General features: G+C 61.2%; 11 protein-coding genes. 8 read left to right on the top strand and 3 right to left on the bottom strand.

Features of this window, described 5'->3' with window-relative positions; genetic code table 11:
- Positions 1–401 precede the first annotated feature (401 nt).
- Entirely contained in the window at positions 402–2,942 is a 2,541-nt protein-coding gene (locus tag PLJ71_18235; GenBank protein HQM50632.1) for an alpha-galactosidase, read from the top strand.
- A gap of 15 nt (positions 2,943–2,957) precedes the next feature.
- Here PLJ71_18235 and PLJ71_18230 read toward each other — a convergent pair whose 3' ends face one another.
- Positions 2,958–4,883 carry an MBL fold metallo-hydrolase gene (locus tag PLJ71_18230; protein HQM50631.1) on the bottom strand — a complete coding sequence of 642 codons (1,926 nt, stop codon included), beginning with the start codon at positions 4,881–4,883 and terminating at the stop codon, positions 2,958–2,960.
- A gap of 149 nt (positions 4,884–5,032) precedes the next feature.
- Positions 5,033–6,616 carry a hypothetical protein gene (locus PLJ71_18225; protein HQM50630.1) on the bottom strand — a complete coding sequence of 528 codons (1,584 nt, stop codon included), beginning with the start codon at positions 6,614–6,616 and terminating at the stop codon, positions 5,033–5,035.
- Between the two features lie 215 nt (positions 6,617–6,831).
- On the opposite strand from PLJ71_18225, the gene PLJ71_18220 reads away from it, so the two are divergent.
- The 5 genes from PLJ71_18220 (at position 6,832) to PLJ71_18200 (ending at position 15,548) form a co-directional block, all read left to right on the top strand.
- Complete coding sequence (locus tag PLJ71_18220; GenBank protein ID HQM50629.1) at positions 6,832–8,553, top strand: alpha-L-fucosidase; 1,722 nt, start codon at positions 6,832–6,834, stop codon at positions 8,551–8,553.
- A gap of 346 nt (positions 8,554–8,899) precedes the next feature.
- Positions 8,900–10,981 (top strand): hypothetical protein, encoded by a 2,082-nt coding sequence (locus tag PLJ71_18215; GenBank protein ID HQM50628.1) that lies wholly within the window; start codon positions 8,900–8,902, stop codon positions 10,979–10,981.
- Positions 10,982–11,094: 113 nt separating this feature from the next.
- Positions 11,095–11,310 (top strand): DUF2804 family protein, encoded by a 216-nt coding sequence (locus PLJ71_18210; protein HQM50627.1) that lies wholly within the window; start codon positions 11,095–11,097, stop codon positions 11,308–11,310.
- A gap of 115 nt (positions 11,311–11,425) precedes the next feature.
- Positions 11,426–12,925: a hypothetical protein gene (locus PLJ71_18205; GenBank protein HQM50626.1), complete on the top strand. Its 1,500-nt coding sequence runs from the start codon at positions 11,426–11,428 to the stop codon at positions 12,923–12,925.
- Positions 12,912–15,548 carry a hypothetical protein gene (locus PLJ71_18200; protein ID HQM50625.1) on the top strand — a complete coding sequence of 879 codons (2,637 nt, stop codon included), beginning with the start codon at positions 12,912–12,914 and terminating at the stop codon, positions 15,546–15,548. Before PLJ71_18205 ends, PLJ71_18200 begins: the two co-directional genes overlap by 14 nt.
- Positions 15,549–15,582: 34 nt before the next feature.
- Here the strand turns inward: PLJ71_18200 and PLJ71_18195 are convergent, their stop codons facing one another.
- A complete protein-coding gene (locus PLJ71_18195) occupies positions 15,583–17,016 on the bottom strand; it encodes a hypothetical protein (protein ID HQM50624.1) in 1,434 nt (477 codons plus the stop codon).
- A 269-nt stretch (positions 17,017–17,285) separates the two neighbouring features.
- Between PLJ71_18195 and PLJ71_18190 the strand changes: the two genes are divergently transcribed.
- On the top strand, positions 17,286–19,619 hold the full coding sequence (locus tag PLJ71_18190; protein HQM50623.1) for a DUF4838 domain-containing protein: 2,334 nt from the start codon (positions 17,286–17,288) through the stop codon (positions 19,617–19,619).
- 341 nt (positions 19,620–19,960) lie between these two features.
- A complete protein-coding gene (locus PLJ71_18185) occupies positions 19,961–22,510 on the top strand; it encodes a glycoside hydrolase family 9 protein (protein ID HQM50622.1) in 2,550 nt (849 codons plus the stop codon).
- Positions 22,511–22,870: the final 360 nt, after the last annotated feature.

The raw sequence follows: 22,870 nt of genomic DNA, 5'->3' as shown, positions 1-22,870 counted from the left end.
AAGCGGTTGTTTCAAGGATACCGGTTTGGTTGCAGTGAGCGGCCACGGTTAGTCTCATTCGTCCCGTGCAGGGTTTCTAACGAATTTGCAGCAGATACTTTGCCTTTTTCGTGCCGCAGCTTGTACAAGCAATTGGGCGGCTGAGACCTTCGCTGGAGTGAATTCGGCGAGTCTTTGACAGGCGTTCTCGTTCGATGCAGGACCCCGCAAGGGGTCCAATTTGAATGGCCGGGGGCGTCAACCCCGGATCGTGCAGCCAATTCTGCGCCGACCCTGCAAGGGTCGAACAGGACTCTATTCAACTTCCCGGTTGCTCCAACGCCGTACGGTGCATCATGTCTGCTGATTTGCATTCTTAGAACTGCTACGATCATACGCAAAACGGGAAGGAGCGTCTGGTCATGAAAAACATTCTGATGATTGGTTGTGTAGCCCTCGCGCTCATGAGCGCTATGGCGCAGGCGGGCGTTGTGCCGGATGAAATGCTCGAGATGCGGCGTTGGGTCGACGCCAAGTTCGAGAACGCTGTCTCTGCGGAGCCCGCAGGCGGCATCGTCATCCTCGAACACTTCGATCACGTCTGGCAGAACTGCCGCGTCGATCGACCCCTCACACTGGGAACAACCAAATACCACAGCGGCCTTTTCACGCATGCCCCAAGCGATGTGTTGGTAAAATTGCCCGGAAAGGGCGAGGTTTTAACCGCATTTGTCGGCGTTGACACAAACAGTCAGACTCAGGGGGGCCGGGGCAGCGTTGTCTTTAAGGTCAGCGCCGGAGACCGTCAGGAAGCATTCACGTCGCCCGTGATACGCGAGGGGATGCCGCCTGTGCCGGTCTCCGTCGAGCTTGCCGGAGCGGCCGAGTTGCATCTCCGGGTTACCGACGCGGGCGACGGCATAGCATGCGACCAGGCCATCTGGGCCGACGCCAAAGTTGTTCTGGCCGGCGGCGGCGAAGTCTGGTTAGGCGATTTGCCGCTCGTCGAGGGGCAGGAACGCCCAGCATATGCGCCGGACCCGCCGTTCTCGTTCAGGTACGGCGACAAATCCTTCGTTGACCTGTCGCCTGATCTCGAGAAGACCGTCGACTGGTCCCAGCTGGATGACGGCCGGCGGCAACACGAACTGCTGTTCCGCGAGCCGCGGACGGGTCTCGAGGTACGATGCGCCGCCGTCGAGTACCTCGATTTCCCTACGGTCGAGTGGACACTGTACTTCAAGAATACCGGCACGGCTGATACCCCGATTATTTCGGACATCCAAGCCCTTGACACGCGCTTCCAGCGCCTCCCCGACGACCTCTACGCCCGGTTTGCAAGTCCTTCCGAGTTCGTTCTCCACCATCACACGGGCAGCATTTGCGCGCCGAACGATTACGAGCCTCACGCAACCGTGCTGCCTCATAATGAGACAAAACAGATTGCCTGCGCCGGCGGACGCGGCAGCAACGGCGAGTTCCCATACTTCAACGTGGAATGGCCCGGCGAGGGCGTCATCGCCGTTGTCGGATGGCCCGGCCAGTGGCGCGCAACCTTCCAGCGCGACGAGGGGCCGGGCCTGCGCATCGCCGCGGGCCAGGAATTGACTCACTTCACATTGCACCCCGGCGAGGAGGTGCGCACGCCGCTCATCGTCCTCCAGTTCTGGAAGGGCGACCGCGTGAACGCACAAAACACCTGGCGCCGCTGGATGCTCGCATACAACGTGCCGCGGCCGGGCGGCAAGCTCCGCCCCATGCACCTCGCGGGCTGCTCGTCACACTTCTTCGGGGAAATGGTCACGGCAGACGAGGCCAGCCAGTTCCAGTTCATCGATCGCTACCTCGAAGAACGAATTCCCCTCGATTACTGGTGGATGGACGCGGGATGGTATTTCAACACCTCCGGCTGGCCCAACACGGGTACCTGGGAAGTCGATACGAACCGGTTCCCGCGCGGATTGCGGGCTATCACGGACCATGCCCACGCCAAGGGACTGGAAACGATCGTGTGGTTCGAGCCGGAGCGCGTGACCCCGGGCACCTGGCTTTACGACACCCACCCGGAATGGTTGCTCGGCGATGACGGGGGCACGAAACTCCTCGACCTCGGCAACCCCGATGCCTGGCAGTGGCTCGTGGACCATACCGACAAGCTTCTCACCGACCAGGGCATCGATTTGTACCGGCAGGATTTCAACATGGACCCGCTCGCCTACTGGCGCAATGCCGACGCCCCCGACCGGCAAGGCATCACCGAAATCCGGCATGTTACCGGATATCTCGCCTTCTGGGACGAGCTGCTGCGCCGGCGGCCCGGCCTCCGCATAGACACGTGCGCCAGCGGCGGACGCCGCAACGATCTTGAGACGCTCCGGCGCGCCGTGCCCCTTTGGCGCACCGACTACATTCTCGAGCCCATCGGGACTCAGTGCTGCACGTACGGAATATCCTCATGGATTCCTTTCCATGGCACCGGCGTCAAAGAGGCCGACGCATACAGGTTTCGCAGCATGATGACGCCCTACCCGAACTGTCTGTGGGACGCACGCCGAACCGACCTCGACTACGGCGAATTCCGCCGCTTGACGGCGCAATGGGAAATGGTTGCGCCCGACTACGCGGGCGATTTCTATCCCCTGACGTCGTACAGCCTCGCCAACGACGTATGGCTGGGCTGGCAATTCGACCGGCCCGAAACCGGCGAAGGAATGGTCCAAGTGTTTCGCCGCGAACTCAGCATCTATCGCGCCGCCGACCTTGTTCTGCGCGGACTCGACCGCAACGCCCGTTACCGCGTCACCAACCTCGATGAGCCCGATGCCCCATACGAGATGACCGGAGCTGAATTGCTGGGCAGAGGGTTGCCGGTCGAATTCACTAGCTGTCCCGGCGCGGCCCTGTTCACGTATCAACGGATTGATGCCCGCGTCGCGCCCGATCCTCAGGCTAGCGCGCGCTGACAGCAGGGGCCGCTGCTACCGGACACGAACCAGGGCGTGCCGGTACGCGCCGAGTTTCCGGTCGCGGTAATCCATCGAGAGCGGAATCACGTAAAGGCCGGGGGACGTATCCGACGGTACTCGCACGATAAGCGTCAACACGGCGTCTGGGTGCGTGGCTCCAAGGCCTGCCCATCCATCCGTACGCGGAGGTATCTCCATGCTCGCTGTGCCGGAGTCGCGCTCCCACTGCCAGCCCGCCGGAAGGAGCGGACGCACCGCCATCGGCGATGCCGAAGCGCCATGATTGGTCACATGAACCTGAATCGTGAACGTATCGCCGGCGGCGACCTCCTGTTCGTAAGGATACGCGCGGACCCAGTATTCATCGATGGCGAAATTGGGATCATCCCAGGGCGTCATAGCCTTGATCAGCTCTTCCCGCTCCGCTAGAACCCGGTCCATTTGGTCCAGTTGGGCCTCGGAAAATCGGAAGGGTTTCTCCTGATGTTCGTTGAAGATGAAATCGGGTTGAATCGAGCGCCAGAGGTCCAGGCATCGGCGCGAACCCCGGCTAGCGCCCAGGAACGTCCGGTTTCCCGCGCAATAGTCGTCCAATCCTGTGGGGGCGCCGGAATCTCCCGCGAAAAACACTTTGGCACCGTGACCTTCGACAAGGAGGCCGCCGTGGTACAGCGTTTGTCCCGGGAAATGGAACGCCGTCAGCGCAAACTCCCGCCATGCCCACGACTCGCCGTCGGCGGTCTTGCGGGCCACCGGAACCGGGGTTGGCGCGATGCACGGCAGGTAAAAGCGGCTGGGATACTCCAGAACCTCCGCCATGCGGGCGTCCCCCATGATGGGGCAGTACCGCCCGGCCAGCCGGGAAAGGGAATCAACGTGATCGTCATGGTAATGCGTGACCCAGCATCCTTCGACCGATTTAAGCGTCCCCGCCTTCTTCCACTCGTCCAGGGTATTCAACACGTTGTCGTGTCCACAATCGATCAGCAACGCGTCCCCGGAATCGGACATGACGGCAAAGCTCGTGTAGGCCACCCTTCGCACCCAGGGCGGCGGCGGCAATTGCTCCGCTTGGGACATACGCGAGGGCTCGTCCTTCAGGTCTTCGAACTGGGACGGGAAATAGTAATTCAGCGCGGAGATCGACACGTAGTTGCGGTACAAAGCGTCGAGGCGCTCCTCGAGCAATGCGGCCGCTCGTGAAAAGCCGTCGAAAGGGGCCCCGTGCGAAGGCACGGCCACGTCCGGCGCGGTGGCGGCTAATTTGTGAAGACTCGCCAGCAAGGGCTCCCGCATGCCCAGGAATCCATGGTAGTCGCCCACCTTTCTGAACCCCTTCTGCAACGAAAAGAGGTCCAGAATCTGTCCGGGGCCGTACAGCGTGTCGCCGATGAACGCTACCCGCCTTCCAGCCACGTCCACATAGTATGAGACGGCGCCTTCCGTGGCGCCCGGCGTTTCCAGCACATGCAGAGTGAAGCCGCGCCACTCCACCGAATCGCCATCTTTCACCGTGCGCGCCACTTTCATGGGGCGGGGTAGCACCTGCGGGCCCGGCTGCATGTGATAAATGTGCCAGCGATTGTGCCAGTCGCTCCAGTAGGAACCCGCGTCATCGAACAGACGCCGGTCTCTCTCGGAGACCACGACATCTGCGCCGTCCTGCTCAACAAACCGGTAGGCGCCCATCGCGTTCGGTCTTCGGTGCTGTGTCATGCAGGCCATCTCGACCCGTTCCACACCCAGGGCTCTCAAGCGGTCCGGCGTAACTTCTTCGCTGCAATCGATAAGCAGTGCCGCCCCATCACTCACAAGAACACCCGTGTTTACCGAGCCTTGCAAAACGTGCACACCCGCCACAACGGGAGTGGCGGCGGCAGTCTCGTCTGCCGGCGAAAGAACGGCCTGCGCCACAATTGCCCAGACACCAACGATCATGCTGAATTCCCTCCTCAAGGCCCTGTCTCTACTGAAGCATGTATCCTACGCCCGGTGCTCCCCATTCACAACGGCATTGCACGTCGCATCTCGCGCATTGGATGTTCGCTATGGCGTGGCCGTCTCCGCTCACGCTGTAACACGGCTCCCTATGCCCACGAGAACCCGAACAGCTCAGCCGACCGCAGCCGGAAGTGGAGACAGACACGCTGGCCGGGCTCGATGCCAAGGGATGAAGAGCCTCTCCATGTTATCGTGTGCGCGGTTTCGTTGCCGGTGAGCGGGTCGCAATCCCCCGCGGTTCGGCCTTCAACGCCGCGCAATCCGACCCGAAGCTCGCCGGCCCGGCGGATGTTGGCGTTGACCTTGAGCTCGGCGCCCGTTACCTCGACCCCGAACGTGCAGAACTCGCCTTCTTCGCCGGCCACCAACGCGCTCAAACGGCCCGAAGGCCAGGAGGCCCATCCCGCAGCGTGGGATATGACGCCCGGCCAGCGGGGATACTTGTGCGGATGCGTGCTGCCCGAATAGGGTATCGCAATCCGATCCGTCCCGAGCGGGACGAGGCCCTTTCCCGCCACAATGAATTCGCCGTCCCAGTCGCCCGGGTCGCCCGGCTCGATTACCGGCCCGCCGGGGACCCGGTCCCAGTGGCTGCCGTCAATGCTCGAGAGCAGGTGGACCTCCGAGGTCTGTGTATAACGGCGGTAATAGAACGGGAACATCAGATGATGCTCCGGCAATCCTGGGTAGCAGGTCCGCCCGTTGGTGTACACATCGTACGATGGCGGATCTTCAAGATTCGGCCAGACCACCGGCTCCACGGGCGTCCAGTGACGGAAATCGTCCGACTCCGCCCGGGCCACCATCCGGCGCTGCATCGAGTACAGACGCGTGTATAAGACATACTTGCCGAGCCAGTCGTCGTAGTAGACGGTATTATCCGTGTCGCCTTTATGAATGAGCAGCGGCTCCGGGATGGGCGTCCAATTCACACCGTCCGGCGAGGTCATCCCGAACAGGCAGTAGATATAGTCCGCGCTCAACCGGATGTCCCGATGGCGGGGGTGAACTTTCTCGTACTGGCTCCACAAGGCGCCGGGCGCCGAAAGGACCCGCGCATTGTAAATGCACTTATAGCGTTCTTCCGCGGGGCCGTGAGGATCAATGAACACAAAATCGCCGTCGATGCCCGTCACCCCCTGAACGGGCACACGGCACACCTCGCGTCCGCTCCATGCGTAGCCATCGTTGGACTCGCTGTATTGAACCGTGAGGGACTCCGCAGGCGCGTTCGAGTAGGAACCCAGATTGCCTCCCGCCGGATAGTTGGTCTGAAGCGACCAGGAACGGTATAGGCCGCCGTCATGCAGAACCCGGCCTGGAAGGCCATCGACAGGCCCTTCTTTCCCCGCCCTTTGTGCGACCAGCCGGATGCCCCGGGCTACCAAACCCAGGCTAGCCACCGCGGGCACCGGCGGGTCCGGCGGACCCGCCACGGGCAACGCCGCGCCTTCGGGCGAAAGCCAATTGAGGTCGCCGGGGTCTATATGCCGGAAATCCGTAAAAAGGAACTGTGCCGGAGGCTTCACCGTGTACCCCCCCGCGGGATCCATGTCCGCGGGCAGAAAAACCGCCGCGCCGTCTGCTTCCTGGGCAAAGCACCGCCGCCCGGCACACCACGCCGCAGCCGAACCCAGGCCTAAGCAAAACGCCCTTCTTCCAATACTCATCTCGCATCTCCCCAACTCGTGACCCAATAAACCCGCCACCTCAGAGGGCCCCGTACCGGCAGTGCAATCATACGCCCTCCGCCATTACCCCTTCGACTGCCATCTTGGGGCCGATGTCATGATTTGATAAGGGGGAACCGCCTCCACGAAAATGAACCGGGTGGATCAGGAGGTCCGAGCAAGAGATTGAACCAAATGACGAGGGAGGACTTGCCATGAAGGCAGCGTGGATTGTAAAAGTGCTGGGCGCCTTGGCAATAGGGCTCCTCTGGCCGAATATGACATCATGGGCTGCCGATGCTGACGCCGGCACGCTGAACCAGGCAGTTCCAGAGATCTCCCGGCCGGATTGGGACATGTTGCAGGCGAGACCGGAAATCGTCGAAGCTTGGAAAGATATGCGATTCGGCATGTTCGTCTGCTGGGGGCCGGTCACGCTTACGGGCCTCGAGATCGGCTGGTCGCGCGGCAAAGCACGGCCCGGCCAGACCGAAGGCGGACGCGGGCCAACGCCCGTCGAGGTCTACGACAATCTCTACAAGACATGGATGCCGGAGAAATTCAACGCCCGCGAATGGGTGAAAGTTGCCCAGGATGCCGGTGCGCGTTACATCATCTTCCTCGTCAAACACCACGACGGCTTCTGCCTGTTCGACACAAAGCTCACCGACTACCGAATCACCGGCCCCGAATCCGCATGGAAGGTGGATGTGTTCAAGGACATCGCCGATGCGTGCCATGAAGCAGGCATCAAACTCATCGTTTACTATTCGCAGCCCGACTGGCACCATCCCGACTACCGCACGGCGAACCACGCGCGGTACATCTCCTACCTCCACGGACAGGTTCGCGAGATCCTGACCAATTACGGGCGCATTGACGGCCTTTGGTTCGACCTGGGAGGCAAACCCGAAGACTGGGATTCCGAGAACCTCTTCAAGATGGCACGCCAGCTCCAGCCCCACCTGATCATCAATAACCGCTGCGGACTCCCGGGGGACTTTGATACGCCCGAACAGAAACTTGGACGTTTCCAGCCCGAGCGTCCCTGGGAGACCTGCATGACCCTCGGCACCCAGTGGTCGTGGAAGCCCGACGACAACATCAAGTCCCTCAAGGAATGCGTTGACACGCTGGTTACCTGCGCAGTGCGCGACGGCAACCTGGCGCTCAACACCAACCCAATGCCCGACGGCCAGATCGAGCCGCGGCAGGTCGAGCGGTTCCGCGAGCTCGGCCAGTGGCTCAAGCAGTATGGCGACAGCATCTACCGCACGCGCGGCGGCCCTTGGAAGTCGGCGAAGTGGGGCGGCGCTACGCATCGTGACGGGACCGTCTACCTGCATGTGCTCGCATGGCCGGCCGAAACGCTGCAACTGCCGCCTCTCCCGAAGAAGATACTTGCAAGTTCCCTTCTTACCGGCGGCACGGTTACGGTGACGCAGTCTGAAGACGGCGTCACGGTCGAAGTGCCGCCGGCTTGCCGCCAGGAACTTGACACGATCATTGTGTTGAAGATTGACGGCCCCGCGCGGGAGATCGAGCCCATTCCCATCCCCTCGGGGGCGCTTACTTTTGGCAGGAAGATTACCGCATCGAGTACCTGGGGGCCCGGTTACGAACCCGAGATGGCGCTGGACGAAGACGAGGGCACCCGCTGGGGTGCGGCCCCCGACAGCCGCGGAGGCTGGCTCGAGGTTGACCTCGGGAACGAAACCACCTTTACCCGCGCCGTCATCAACGAACAGGGCTGGAACCGAATCGAAGCGTTCGAACTGCAGGCGTGGGACGGGCAGGCGTGGCAGACTTTCGCCCAGGGCACCCGAGTTGGCCGTCTGGAACTCACCTTTGACCCTGTCGCCGCCTCAAAGGTGCGCCTTAACATCCTCAAGGCAAACGATGTCCCCACCATTTGGGAATTCCAGCTGTACAAATAGTAGCGACCCGGGGGCGAGTCAAGGGGCCAACGGGATGTTGGAACGTCCGAAATCACAGCAGACGACCGTGAAAGGTCTCGCTCCTGACCAGCATTCGTGGTTGAATACCACCAGCGCGTTCTGATTCAATTCCGCTATCATTATCGACGATGTAGGCAAAACATTCTGAATTTCCGCGGCCCTTGAGGAGTGGCCAAGCCAGAGGTTACAAGTGGATGAGCCGGGTCAGCTTCTTCGGATCATGACGCGCGTCTCTTACTCCCTTTTCTGCCTCTTGCTGCTCCAGACCTGCGCGCCCCGTTCCACCGGGGCTGCAGTTGGCCCACCTGCCCGGCCCGAGGTGTCCGTGTCGAACGCGGAGATCCGCGTCTCGTTTCCAGGATGCCCAAGGGCCGAAGCCACATTGGCGATGAAGGACGGGGAGGTCCTCGGGCTTTCATACGTCGCCGTCGGCGGCATTCTGATCCTCGCGGCCCCGTCCGGAGAGGTTGCGCCTCCGGTGATGACGGCGATTGTGGGCGGGGAGATCGCGCCCATCGCCGACCTTGACGCCTATCTCGCCGAACGTGCCGCGACGGGTGAACAACAGACGTTTCCCAGTCGCGGCAAAATCAGGACGGCCCAGGTCCCGCTCAAGGGCCGTTTCGCCGGATGGCGGCAGCAAAAGAAGGCTGTTGTCATTGACGTAACGCTGTCCTCCGGCCGCGCCGAATGGTGGCTTGCGCCCGCCGCCACTCGAACGCACGCGGGAGACTATGCGGGCGTGAGCTGGCAGCTGCGTCTCTACGACGTCGGCCGCGTGTATGAAATAGAGGTGGACGAGCCGGTCGCTTTTGCCGAGGGCGACTGGCGGTTTCAGCAGCGGGGAAACCAGACCGATGACAAAAACGAAGAGGAGTTCCGGCTAAGCCTTCAGGCAGACCCGAGCCAGCCCTACAGCATGTCGAAGCGCAAGTACGGTGCACGGCAACAACCGTTCTTCTTTCTGGGCGGAACACGAGGGACAACCCTGAGCTTTTTCGATCGTGTCTCCTGTTCCGAGGTCGGCGAATCTCAGGTTGGTGACCGGATTGTGCTCCATTCCGCCATCCCGGTGAACGCCGGCCCCAGGGGCGGCCTGGTGACTCCCGTGAAGTCCTGGGTTTTTCGTCCGGCCGGGCTCTCTGACAAGTGGGACGCGATCAACGAGTGGACTTGGGCTTGGGACCGCGTTGTCGGCGGTCTAAATGACCAGGCGGGCGCCAAGCTCACCGAACCGCTCCCGGTGCTGTTTCATCAACAGTTCGACACGCCGGGGTTGGAGTGCGCCATCACTCCTGAGCAGCGCAAAGCCATGGCGCCGCCAAAATTCCAGGATTCCTGGCTGTATCGCTTCGCGAACGAGGTGGTCCCAAAGGCCGCGGCTTGGGGCATTGGGGTTATTGAACTCCGGGCTGTGCTGGACACAGACATCGATCATGCCGAGGCCGAGTGTCCCCCGGGAAGCTTCGCCACGACGAGCGTATGCAGCCCATGGGGCTTGCGCATCAGCCCCAAACTCGGCGGCGAACCGGGCTTGGCCTACATGGTGAAGAAAGCCCATGACCGAGGCATCAAGGTGGCCATATGGTCTGCGCCAGCCCACCAATCCGTCTGCTCGCCTGTTGTCCGCGCGCACCCCGGCTGGCTGATGTTCGACGCGGAGGGCCGGGTGAACAACCGCGGCTACGTGACTCTGATGGGCATGGACCTCGCGGCGGGTTTCCGCCAGTACATGCAGGATGCCTACCGGCGTTTGCGCGCGCAAACCGGGATTGATGGCGTGTGGGCCGATTCCTACTGCGCTTTTGGGGCCGATCGCGATATGAGCGACGCCGCGCCCTATCCGCAACTGAGCGAACTCGTCGAATTGCAGCACGCCATGCAGCGAATGGGGTACAACTTTCTCATGAAAGAGGACTGCGGCCCCTTCGGACTATCCACGCGCAGTTCGGGACTCAATGGCGTCTTGGGGCGCGAATACCTCCGCTACTACTTTCTCTACAACCACGGGGACCCTTCGAAACGTTACGATCCCGATTCGTACTTCCGGACACTCGCCTCGAAAGGCGTCATGGAGATGCGGGTCCCGCGCGATTTTGAAGCGCTGCCCGGCGAAGCCCGTGACCGGATAATACGAGTTAATTTCGCCTATCGCGAGGTGCTGCCCCTCCTGAAGCGCCGGTTCGTGCTCGGCGAAGGGGATACCTGGCAAGGAGTGGCATGGGCGGATCCTACAGGCCGTACACGGGTGCTTTTCAGCTTCGAAACATTCGACTGGCCCGTCCCTGCGGGCGCACGAGGCCGTGAGTTGATGACTGGCGACACCTTCCTGGTGTCCGATGGGGAGTTGCGCACACGGCCGTGGAGCGTCTACCTCCTGGAAGAGCCAGCTGCTCGCGGCTTCTAATCCCTTTGCTGTTTCTTCGGAGGATCCGGGACGTCATCAAGCGGCGCGGCCGGGAACGTCACAGCGAGGATGGTCCAGCCGTCGCGGCTCTCCTCGAGTGCGAGCGTGCCTTCATGCGGCCATGGCGCATGACCTCGGAATCAAGCGGCGCAGTCCACCTTGAGTTCAAGCCGTTCTACGAGCGAGCCGGCGACACGAACCTGCTGGTTATCCGTTCAACAGTGCATCAGGTGTTCGGCCGTTACTACGGAACCCTTCACGCGGACGGCAGGACCATACCCGTGGATGGCGTCGTCGGCTGGGCCGAAGAGCATCGTGCACGATGGTAGGCATGAACACAGCCTGCCGCGTGTCGCGTGATTTCTCCAGCACACTGATGCCAGAATAGATAATCGAGGTTGCGACCGTCTGTAAGCGCCGCGATAGGGCGGGAGGTGAGATATCATGGACCGGAGAACCATCCTCAAGATGGCCGCGGCAGGAGCGGCCATGGCAATCGGCAAACGCGGGGCCGGGCTGTCCCGCTCTCCAGACAGGCAGGCCGATACCATAAAGAACGGACAAGGCTATACGTACCGGGTTGCATTTGGCGCATGGATCAATGATATGCGGAATGAGCCTCTGCCGTTGCAGAATTGGCCCGCACCCCAGTTTGACGAGTTGACGCTCGACGGCCTGGTCCGCGCGCTCGAGGTTCAATCCGAGGCGGGCTTCAACTTCCTGGATGTGTGGGGCCTCTTTGCCACCTATGGATATCCGCCGGACATCAAGAGCGCCTTTCAAGACGAAGAACGCGTCCGAATGGCCCGGAGGCTCATAAAAGCCGCCGGCAAGCTCGACATGCAGATAATGTTCGGCATGGGACTGCTGAGTTGGGGCTATGACGAGATTCTTGCCGGCAACCCCGGCGTTCGGGGTGTTGACCCCGAGGGGAAGCCGCACGCGCACGCCCTGTGCGGCGCAAAGGAGGAATCCTGGAGCTACGTGGAGAAGATCCTCGATTGCACGCTGGACAACTTCGAGTTCGGAGGCGTGCATCTCGAATCGTGCGACCTGGGATGCTGCATGTGTCCCGAATGCGCCGGTGAGGACGGGCAGGTCGGATACAACGTACGGATGAATTCACGCGCGGCCACATACATCAAGACCCGCTGGCCCCACGTGACCGTCACGGCTATCCCGTCAAACTGGCTCAGGGCCAATGCGGGGCCGTTCTCTCCGGAGGAGGAAGACCGCGTGACGACAATGGCCGGCCACATCGACTGTTTCATGGACCAGGGATGGCGCGGCACCTATGTTGCCCCGGACCGGCGCAAGGCGTTTATATCGCGCCTGCGGTGCGCCTACGGCACGTCGGGAGGGATATGGCTGTATCACTGTGCCCGGCGCAACCGGTTGTCGTATTTCTTGCCCTATCCGAAGCGCACGGGAGCCGCGATCAGGGAACACTACGAGGACGGGGCGCGCGGGAGCATGATCTACCAAGGCCCGATGATCAATCCGGCCGTAGAGGTGAATACCGCCGTCGCGGGCCGTCTCCTTCAAGCGCCTCAGCGGGACGTGCGGGACGCGCTGGAGGAGGTTGTCGATGTTTACTACCGCCCCCACAGCGCGGAGTCGCGGCAGCGCGTTGCGGAGGTCTTCCTAATGGCGGAAGACGCCTTTTTCGATAGCTGGTCCGAGGATTTGCGGAACGATCCCCTCCGGCCTGGCGAGTTTCACCTCGAAAACCTTTTCGGGGATTCGCCGCAACGAACCTCGTACCTCGAACAATGCCTGACCCCGAGGGGCCGCGGCTCGTACCGCAAAGGGCTTGTCGAAGTCTTGCAGCGGCTCACATCGCTGGATGGGCAATGCCGGGATGATGGCCGCCTGGGCCGTATCAGAACAGGCGTCATCAGCGCGATTGTAGACATCGAGAACCTGGGATATGAAGCAGTCTGAAATCCATCTCCAATCGTCAGTTGCGCTTCTGGGGGCTGGCGCCGGAGAGAACCTCTCCCGGAGCGCCCAGCTTCTTTGTCTCCTTGTCGCGGCAATTGCCTTGTGTCCGGCGTTGGCGCACGCCGTGCCGGTTCACGAAATCCCGCTCGAAAACCCCGTGAAACTTGAGAACCAGAGAATCGCGTGCGGGAAAACGGTCAGGCTGCCACTTCCTCCGCTCCCGCCTCAGGCGGGCAAGGTCCTGATACTGCGCTTCGCGGCGTTCAGCCAAGGAACGGCCGGGGGAGGGTGCAACTACAACCTCGGGATCATGCTGAACGAGGTTGCGCCCGGCAGGACCATCGACGGAGAACAGCCCCGGCTCATTGGGCGCGAGAGCATGCTGGAACTCTCAGGGGGCGGTCACGGCAATACCGTCTTCCCGATATTCAGCGGGCGCGGGTTGCTGGTGACATATGCCCCTGACGTGCCCGGCGCGAACCATGCCACACGCGACGGGATGGGCGCCGTCTTTGTATTGGATGTCTCCGATTTGGCGCGAGGCGCCGATGGCAACACGCTGGAACTGACAAACCTGCTTCCCGAGGGATTGCTACAGCAAGGCGCTGGGACCTTGGTCGTCGAAGGGCTCGAAATCGGCTGGCTGGACAGGTCGTTTGTGCCCGCTCCGTCCTCCGACGTGCCCGCTCGAGGGCCTATCGGAACATACATCAAACAGGGCGGCTTGAGTCTCGGGCAGGGCTCAGCCGGCGGTTTCGCCGTTCAAATGGATACTGGAACCGAATTGCGGGTCGAGACCGCTTTGGGCATGGCGGCGCAGCATCCTTCCGCCGGCCTGCGCGCCGAAGATGGCGTGGTCGCCCCATTCGAGGTCTCGACAAAAGATGAGGGTGAATATGGATTTCACGTTTCCGCGCATTGGCCCTCCTTAACACTCGAAAGAACGATTATGCTGCGGGACGGGCTTGTCGAATGGTCGGAGCGATGGACCAATACCGGCGCCGAAAGGACAGGCGTGCCGTTTCGGCATCGCTTCCACCTGCACAGTGAAACTGGCCTGTTTGCTCTCTCGGGAGATACTGAGGCGGGCGTGGTCGACACCGCCGCCTCTAACCCGACCGTTTTTGTCGAGTCCGAGGCAAGGGACGGCACAGGCTTCGGCGTCACTGCGGAAAGCGATTGGCTCAGGCGTCTGATGTCGTTGCGTGAGCGGGGAGGCGTCGCGGAAGTGTATTCCGAATGCCTGGCGCTCGATGCCGGGGCATGCATCGAGCTCAAGCTCACCATAACACCTGTAAAACAGGGAGGGTACTGGACATTCATGAATGACGTGCGCCGGCGCTGGGGCGTTAACGGTTACTGCGTTGCGCAACCGTTCTTCTTCGCCTGCAAGCGCCCTGCCGATGCTGAGAACGAGGAAGAGGCGGTCCGGCGTGCGCTCGCTCATCTGGGACCCGCCTGCGTGGGCTTGCCCCCATGGCTTCGCCTGCAGCAGGACAGCATGGCCGTCGGCTCTGGCAACTGGCCCAAGAAGCCCGAGGGCGCCGAGCCGGCCCCCGGGACTTTCCCCGAACTGGATGTGGCGAAGTTCTTGACCTTCGAACACCGCGAGCAATCGTGGCAAGCGATACAGCACGAGATCGAACTCATTCACCGGGTCTGTCCGCATATCAAGGTCATCCCGTATTGCCATCCTGCCATGGAGGTAGTCTATCGTCCGGTCCTGGAACAATGGCCGTGGCTGGACTGCGCCGTGCGCACGGCCGATGGCCGGGTGTTTGAGGATGGCACCTACAGCCGCGCATGGTTGGGGGAGTATTCCCAGAAGGACTGGGGCGTGTTCTATTTCGTCCCGCGGGAGGGCACGGGATATTTTGACTACGTGCTGAGCGCGGCCGTGCGCGCAATGGATGGGTGTGGCGCCGATGGCATCTATTGCGATGAGTTTTCGTGGGCTTTCCGGCGGAATGGGTACTCCCGGTATGACTACAGCCGCTGGGATGGATACTCTGCCGACTTGGACGAAGAAGGGCACGTTGTGCGCCTCAAATCCGACAATGCGTGGGCCAGCATACCGTTTCAAAAGGCCTTGATTGACCTGGCTGTAAAACGAAGCAAGCTCTTTCTGGCCAACGGACCGGACGTCCACCGCGAGTTCGGAGACACGAGATTTTTTCGGTTCACTGAAGCCGGTAACGGGGTGAGTACGTGGCCTGGCGCACATCTCAATGCGGTGCCGCTTCTATACGGCAATTTCGGCGATTTCACCACGCGTGAAGGGGTCTTTGCCACCGTGCGTGCGGCAGTGCTTCACGGGCTGGTATATTCGCCCGTGGACGGAACCAACCTGTTGCTTGACAGTCCCGACAACTTCGTAAGCAGGCTCTACCCGATCACTATTCGCGAACTGGGGCCTGGATGGATCCTGGGAGAGCAGCGTCTCATAACCGTCAAATCCGGCAGCTATCGATGGCCTGACTCAAATGAGAGAGTGCGGCTCTACGTCTACGACGCTGCCGGCAACTTGTCATCTGTATCTGAGCCGTTACCCGTGGCAGCGGGAGAACCGCTCCGTGTTGAAGTGCCCGGGTATGGCCTGGTCATCGCGGAAATCACTTCCTGACCCGCGCCCGCCTGAAACACGTTCTGGATGCGGCTCACTGTCCGGCGAGTTGACAGAGGAGGCGGGCCGAGGCATTCGCGATTTGCTCGCCCGAGCCTGCCGCAAGGTAGCTGCAGCGCGACGTACGGACCTCATACCCGCCGCCAAGGTACGACTCCGACGTGCCCACATACCCGCAGCACCCGTTGGCAAGTTCGACGACCATCGTGGGTTTCCACGGCGACCCGCGTTTGATGTCGAGCCCCAGCTGGCAGAAGAACTCGGCCGGATTGCTGGCAATGCCGGCATCCCCGATCCGCATCACCTGAACTTCAACCTTCACCGCCGGTGATTGAGCCTTCATTTCGCGGACCAGCGCCGCTTCCTTGAGGTATATCTCGTCGCCGGTGCCGAGGCCAATCCCGGGCGCCTCGCGCTTCACGAGCTCTTCATCCGAACTGCCGAGATCGCGGATGGGCAGCGCCAGCATTTCCGACCTGACGCCCAAAGGCGCATTCGCCGCAAATTCCGTTTTCGCCAGAACATTCAACGCGGCCGCGCCGACGCTCGTGCCGACGCGGCGCGCCCAGACCTCCCCGAATTCACCGGGTCTCGGATCAAGATTGTCGACTTGAGTGACGTCGCCGCAGGCCCCGTTCAAAAAGACAACACCTATGTCGGAGCCCAGACCGCCCCGGACCGTCTGCCGCAGATAAAAGGGCCAGTCGGCCGAGAGCTGGCTGCCGCTGAGAGTGGTGCCGTGCAGCGCGAAATTCACGATGCATCCCAGAAGTTTGCCTTGTGTGTCCTCCGCGGCGATCACGGCCACGTCAGGGTCGATCGGTCCCGCGGGCGCGACGATATCGGGATTCATCTTCCCTGGATGTGTGCGAATCGTGCCGTCCTTCATGCGGAACCGCCGGTTGTAGCCTACGCCGGATTCCTGGCCAAGACCGTGTCCGATGCGGGCCTCGACGGCTGCCTCGCTGGCTTTCACCACCGCTTCGGCGATTCGCTCGGCGGCCTGCATGCAATAAGTCTGGTCCTTCTCGACGTAGTAACAGCTGTTTACCGGGCCGCCGTTATGCGTATGGCTCGCGCCGATCAAGATATTCGCCCCGGGTATGCCGCAACGTGCCTCCGCCTGTTTCCGCGCCTCCTGAACCATGTCCTCTGAAACGGTAATGAGATCCACGCCAACCACCGCCAGAGTCACGGCGCCATTGCTGAAATACGCGGCTTCTGCCCATAAGGGATCGTGCACGCCCGTCGAGAAATTCTTGTTGAATCCGCCGGGGATTTCCATGCCGACCGCGGGCGTCAGTTCTGTCCGCGCAAAACCCGCACGCAGCGGCGGCGCGCCAGTCGCCGGGGCCGCGGCTGCATCCTGAGCTTCCGCTACGCACACAACGCCTGTCATCAGCAGGGCAAGAACGGCCAAGGCGGCAAACAGATGCGCAAACTTGGAGAAGTTGGCACTCGAAGTCATAGCGTGTCTCTCCTTCTAGAATTGAGTGATTTGTCCGTCAATAAATCTACGCCCTTCAGCCGCCAAGTCTCAACCTGAAGGCAGGCACCTATTCTCGTTTTAGATGCGCCACACCGCCGATTGCGCTATAGTCCTATGAGTGTCCATTGTGGAGAACACACAATGGGGCCCCCGAGGAGGTTTCAAAAGGCGCGCCGTTCTGACGACTGCCGATGCTGCGTGCCCTCCAAGGGGCAATCACTCTTCGGGTACGACAGGGGAGAGCAACCATGGTACGTTTGGTCATCTTAGGAGTCTTTCTTGCCGGGGCGATGTCCTCCGGGGCAGTTACCATCGCTGATGGCGGCAACGCTGTGGCGGCGATTGTCATATGCGATGCGTCTGAAGCACCCGAACAGACAGCGGCCAAGGAACTCGCAACCTATCTCGGGGCAGTCACCGGCGCTGCCTTCAGCGTCGTTCCCGAGTCTCAGATGCCGGCACAGGGTCCGCGCCTCTTCGTCGGGCCTACCGCGTTCGCCGCAACGCACGGAATCGATGCTGCCGCGCTCGGACCCGAAGAATGGGTTATGCGAACAGTCGGTGACGACCTCATCCTCGCGGGTGGAAGGCCTCGCGGCACGCTGTATGCCGCCTATCGATTCCTCGAGGACGTTGTCGGTGTGCACTGGTGGAACGCATACGAGGAGACGGTCCCACAGATGGCAACATTGCGGATTGACGCCATTGACCGCACCGGGAAACCCGCGTTCCGCTGCCGCGATATCTACATGCTTTACGGTAACGATGGCGGGCGGTTCGCAGCACGGAACCGCCTGAACCGCGATGGCGATTCCCGAATCGCCAGAGAATACGGCGGTGCGATGGACTACGGCCCCCCCTACCACGTGCACACGTTTTACATGTATGTTCCCCCCGAGACATATTTCGCCACCCATCCGGAGTGGTTCTCGCTCATCGGAGGGCAACGCGACACGAAGCAGAAACAGCTTTGCCTGACGAACCCCGAGCTGCGGGCGTTTTTTGTCGACAAGCTCAAAGCGTACATCGAGCAATCGCGCGCCGCGGCCAGGGAAAAGGGCGAGCCCGCTCCGACCGTCTTCAGCATCTCGCAGAACGACTGGGCAGGGATGTGCGAGTGCGAGAACTGCCAGACCATTGCAAAAGCCGAAGAATCCGAAGCTGGGCCGCTGCTGGACTTCGTAAACTACATCGCGGACGCAATCCGCAATGACTTTCCCGAGGTCTACATCGATACCCTCGCTTACATGATGACGCAGAAACCGCCCAAATCCATACGCCCTCGCGACAACGTAATCGTCCGCCTCTGCGACACCTCGAGCAACTTCACCAGGCCGGTTACCGACCCGCTGAACCAGGAATTTCACGATCATCTGCTCCGCTGGGCCGCAATTGCCAAGAACCTCAGGATATGGGACTATGCGGTCACGTACGCGCCGCATTACGGCCTTCCGCTGCCTACCGTGCACACATACGCGCCCGATTACCGCTTCTATGCCGAACACAATGTAGAAGGCGTCTTCACGGAACACGAATACCCCATCCTCGCCGACATGCGCGACTTCAAGATATGGATGATGATGAAGACCCTCGAAGACCCCTATCAAGATTACGGCGCGCTCGTGCGGACGTTTACCGACGGCTTCTACGGCGCGGCCGGCGAGCCGATCCGGCAGTATTTGGCGCGTCTCGAGCAGGCGTCTGACGCGAAGCCCAGCTACTTGAGCATGGGCGCCTCTCCGCGGCAATACCATTACCTGGACCTGCCCTTTGTCCTCGAAGCGCAGGCGCTCTTCGACAAAGCGGAACAAACCGTTGCGGACGGCGAAGTCCTGCTGCGCCGCGTGCGGTTCGCGCGCCTTCCCCTCGATCGGGCGTCGATCGTTCTGTTTCCTGACCTCCTCGCACAATGGGTGCGGAGTGGACACACCCCCGAGACCATGCCCCTTGACCGCGACGCCGTTGCAGCGCGGTGCAGACACACCTGGGCCGCGCAGATCGCGTTTCGTATTCCGAAAGGACAGCAGGATGCCGCGCTTGCTGAGATCGACGCTGAGCTGAATCCATTGCTCGCCCGCCCCGCCATCGTGCGCATTTCTGAGAAGTTCCGAGACCTGCCCCCGGAGAGCGTATTCGATTTTACCGCCGATACGTCGCGCAACTGGAACGACTTGGCAAAGCGCGTTCCGGACTCGGAAGCGGAGTCAGGTCTTGCCAACAGGCTCGAGCTGTCCGATGAGGATATGAAGAAGTACGCGTTGCCCATGCCTTGGGGCCTGTACGACGTCATCAACAAGCGGAGCGGGGGAGGGGCAGTCATCAAACCCGAAGACGTATCCGGTGACGGCTATCAGTGGTACAAGATGGGGACGTTTCCCGTTGGGCCCTCGTACTACGTTTACTTCTTCTGGAGCTGGGTCATTCAGGTCGACGTCGATAGTGCGCACAATCCCCAGCATCCGGAACAGACCTTCGATGTGTGGGCCCGGATCAAGTTCGAGGGACCCGGATTCCCTTACGGCAAAGCCGGCGCCCAAAACGCAATCTCGATCGAGCGCGTTGTGCTCATAAAGTCCCCCTGACTCGAAAGCGCGTCAAGAGCCAGGTTGATGGACCCACGACAGTTGACGTATTGCCCAAAGGAGTGTTGCCGCGGCCGTTGGCGCATTGTGCCTTGCCTTGGACTGCATTACAATACATTCGTATCCGCCAGGGAGCCGCACCTTGGCATTTGGGCGCAATTCGCAAAACCAGAGGAAGAACCATGAGAGTCGCGGGGCCATATTGTCTGGTATTTTCTATTGTTCTCTCGTGGTGTCGTTTTGGCGCCGCTGGAGGTGATGCCGCCTCCTTAATCAACTCTTTCGAACAAGGAACATCGGAACCGGCAGGCTGGTCGTCTCTGAGTGCGAATGACGACGATGTGCGCGGCGTTTGGCTGGATGGCAAAAGCCATACCGGGACACGGAGCCTCGAGGCCGAGTCCAAGCGTGCGCGCAAAGTGTGGGCAAGCGAATGGACACCCCTCGCCTTTGGCAAGAGACACCTTGTGGACGGGTGGCTCCAGACTGTATCCGGGGCCGCCTGGCTTGAGGTGGAGCTGCGCAACTCCAAGGGTACGATTCTGGAGACAGAGCGTTCCCCACGGGTAGCCTCCCACCAGGATTGGACCTACGTTGCAGTCGAAACGCCGGCGTTTCCCGGGAAACACGATGGCAGATTGCCGAAATCCGGCGGGGACGAGATTACCGCGCGCATCGTATTTTGGGTGAAGGGGGGGAGTGCCGCCTTAGATGACGTTGCGATTCATCCCGCCGAACCTGTCGAGGCCGCCAACGCGTCGTTCGAGGAGCCGGTTGATTCCAAGGAACGGATTCCGTATTGGTCGGAAGAGACCGAGAACGGCCTGCTGCCCGGCGCGCGTGGCGGCAGTCCTGCGAGAAGCACTGATAGCCCCTTTCAAGGAGACGCCTGTCTGGCCTTGAGCACGCAGGCAGAATGGGCGGCGGCTTCCAGCGTTCCTTATGCTTTATGGCCGGGATGGGACGCGGTTGAGGTCACGGCGATGGCGCGCTGCAAGCCGGGGACCCGTGTTCGCTTACTGGTTATGTGGTCGGACGCCGCGCAGCAGTTTATATCTGCTGGCGTGGGTGAGGCCGTCGAGGGCGATGGCTGGCGGAGGGTAACGAGCGGCGAGCAGGAGCCTCCGGAAGGCGCCTACGGGTTTCGTCCGGTCCTGCTGGCGCAAAGAGATTCAACGCACGCCGAAGATTCACAAACGGCTTGGTTCGACGAGGTCGCTATGCGGGTGCGGGAGAAACCATTCGTCCGCGTTGTCGTAAACCAGGTCGGGTATGAACAACAAGGCCCAAAGACCGCAGTAGTGCTTACAAACTTCTTCCCTAACAAAGGCACTTTCGGAACGGCCGAACTGCTCAATGCCGCCGGAGACCGCGTCTGGAAGTCGGAGATCACCTGCGCCGGCCGTATGTACGGACAAGACAACGCGGACTGGGGGTGGTACTTCTGGCGCGCCGATTTCTCTTCAATCGAACCCGGCGGGCAATATACCGTCAGGGCGGAGGTCGGTTCGGAAGTGGGCGTGTCTTACCCCTTCCGAATCGGGCGGGACCTGCTCTTTCAAGAGACCGCCAAGGCCAATGTTGATTTCTTCTATGTCCAGCGTTGCGGCTGCGAAGTGCCTGGATGGCACGCGCCATGCCATCTCGACGACGCCAAACTCGGTGACGGTACTCATCGGGATTTGACAGGGGGATGGCACAGCGCGGGCGATTACAACAAACTCACCTATGAGTACGGCGACGGCGGCGTGCTCTTTGCTCTCGTCAATGCAGCTATTGCCGCGCCCCAGTATTTCGCTCAATGGGACCGAGACAAGGACACACGGCCGGATATTCTGGACGAAGCCTGGTGGGGCGCCCGCTACGTGGCGAAGATCCAAGATCCCGTAGCGGGCGGACTTCTGAACCACATCGAGCAGGGGCCGGATAGAAAAACGTGGATGAATTGGTGTCCTCCTGAGAAAACAACCGACAACATCGCCGGTACCGCCGACGACCCGATCGTAAAGGAAGGCGAGGGAAATTCGCCGTTGGCCATCGGCGGATGGACCCAGCTTGCCGGTCTACTCGAGGCAATCAAGGTCGAGAACGACTATCGTGCGCGAGCAGTCCGCCTCTGGGAACACGCCGCTGCGAAGGCCCCGTCGGATCCCCTCCTGCTTATCAGCGGCGTTGACCTCTTCCTTGCCACCCGCGAGGAACGGTATCGGGCCTACTGCCAGAATAGCGTGCAAGGCCTGCTGGCCTCCGGCGATGCCAACGGCCAGTTGGCCGGCGGATGCGAAGGTACGGGCGATATCCCGGCCGCCGCGCTCGCATGCTTCGCGCTCAAGTTGCCTGACGACCCTCTCGCGGAAGCAATCAAGGCAAGGTTGGAGAAACATCTCCCTGAATTTATTGCCGAAGCCGCTAACCCGCTCGGTGTGTTGAAGCAGAAGCCCGGCGCCGATGGCTACTTCTTTGAACCAACAAGTGCGTTCGGCCGCAACTATCAGATCTGCTGCGGCGCTTGGTCGGCGTTGATGGTCTACCGTGTAACGCGTGACCCGCGGGCACTCCAATTCGGTGTCGATCAACTTGACTTTGTGCTCGGCAAGAATCCTTACGCCCTTTGTATGATGGAAGGCCAAGGCACGTACAATCTGCCGCGGTACCATCACCGGTACATCACGATTCCTGGACACGAACGCGGGGCAGTGCCGGGCGCCATTCCAAACGGTTTTGTACGGGACATCACCGGGCGCGACCGCCCCGGCGTCGATCTCTCCACCGGCGGGCGCCCTTATCCTTCATACCGCACAAACGAGCCTTGGCTCGTTCACAATGTCTTCTACCTGCTGGCTGTGACCGCTCTTCATGAATCACAACAATCAATGCATGTGCCGAACTAGGCGAGGGCATGATACGGTTCACGAAGGGTCCGTAAGGACGAAATACGCGGCCCTGCTGGTTACCGCTGTCTTATCTGTCTGCTTGCCGAGCCCCGCTCGGCCCGACGGCTCCGGCTCCACTCTCGATTTTGTGCCGCCACCCGCCAAACTGGCGCTTGACCTGAATCGAGGCATATCCATCGATCGTCAATTCCGCACTATTCCGCCCGAACCCATCATGAGAATCACCCGGGAAGACATCCAACTCATCAAATCCATGGGCTTCGAGTTCGTGAAACTCATTGTCAACCCCGAGCCGTTGATGTCCGGAAACCATCTGGACGCCTCGAAGCAATGGTATCTGCAAGAGATCGTCGACCT

Source organism: Candidatus Hydrogenedentota bacterium (assembly GCA_035416745.1).
GTDB lineage: Bacteria > Hydrogenedentota > Hydrogenedentia > Hydrogenedentales > SLHB01 > UBA2224.
This window is presented reverse-complemented; position numbering and strand designations above follow the sequence as displayed.

Excerpts from the sequence above, each read along its gene's own strand:
- PLJ71_18225 (HQM50630.1), bottom strand. The coding sequence starts at position 6,616 with ATGAGTATTGGAAGAAGGGCGTTTTGCTTAGGCCTGGGTTCGGCTGCG.
- PLJ71_18235 (HQM50632.1), top strand. The coding sequence starts at position 402 with ATGAAAAACATTCTGATGATTGGTTGTGTAGCCCTCGCGCTCATGAGC.
- PLJ71_18190 (HQM50623.1), top strand. The coding sequence starts at position 17,286 with ATGGTACGTTTGGTCATCTTAGGAGTCTTTCTTGCCGGGGCGATGTCC.
- PLJ71_18230 (HQM50631.1), bottom strand. The coding sequence starts at position 4,883 with ATGATCGTTGGTGTCTGGGCAATTGTGGCGCAGGCCGTTCTTTCGCCG.
- PLJ71_18210 (HQM50627.1), top strand. The coding sequence starts at position 11,095 with ATGCGGCCATGGCGCATGACCTCGGAATCAAGCGGCGCAGTCCACCTT.
- PLJ71_18220 (HQM50629.1), top strand. The coding sequence starts at position 6,832 with ATGAAGGCAGCGTGGATTGTAAAAGTGCTGGGCGCCTTGGCAATAGGG.
- PLJ71_18205 (HQM50626.1), top strand. The coding sequence starts at position 11,426 with ATGGACCGGAGAACCATCCTCAAGATGGCCGCGGCAGGAGCGGCCATG.
- PLJ71_18200 (HQM50625.1), top strand. The coding sequence starts at position 12,912 with ATGAAGCAGTCTGAAATCCATCTCCAATCGTCAGTTGCGCTTCTGGGG.
- PLJ71_18195 (HQM50624.1), bottom strand. The coding sequence starts at position 17,016 with ATGACTTCGAGTGCCAACTTCTCCAAGTTTGCGCATCTGTTTGCCGCC.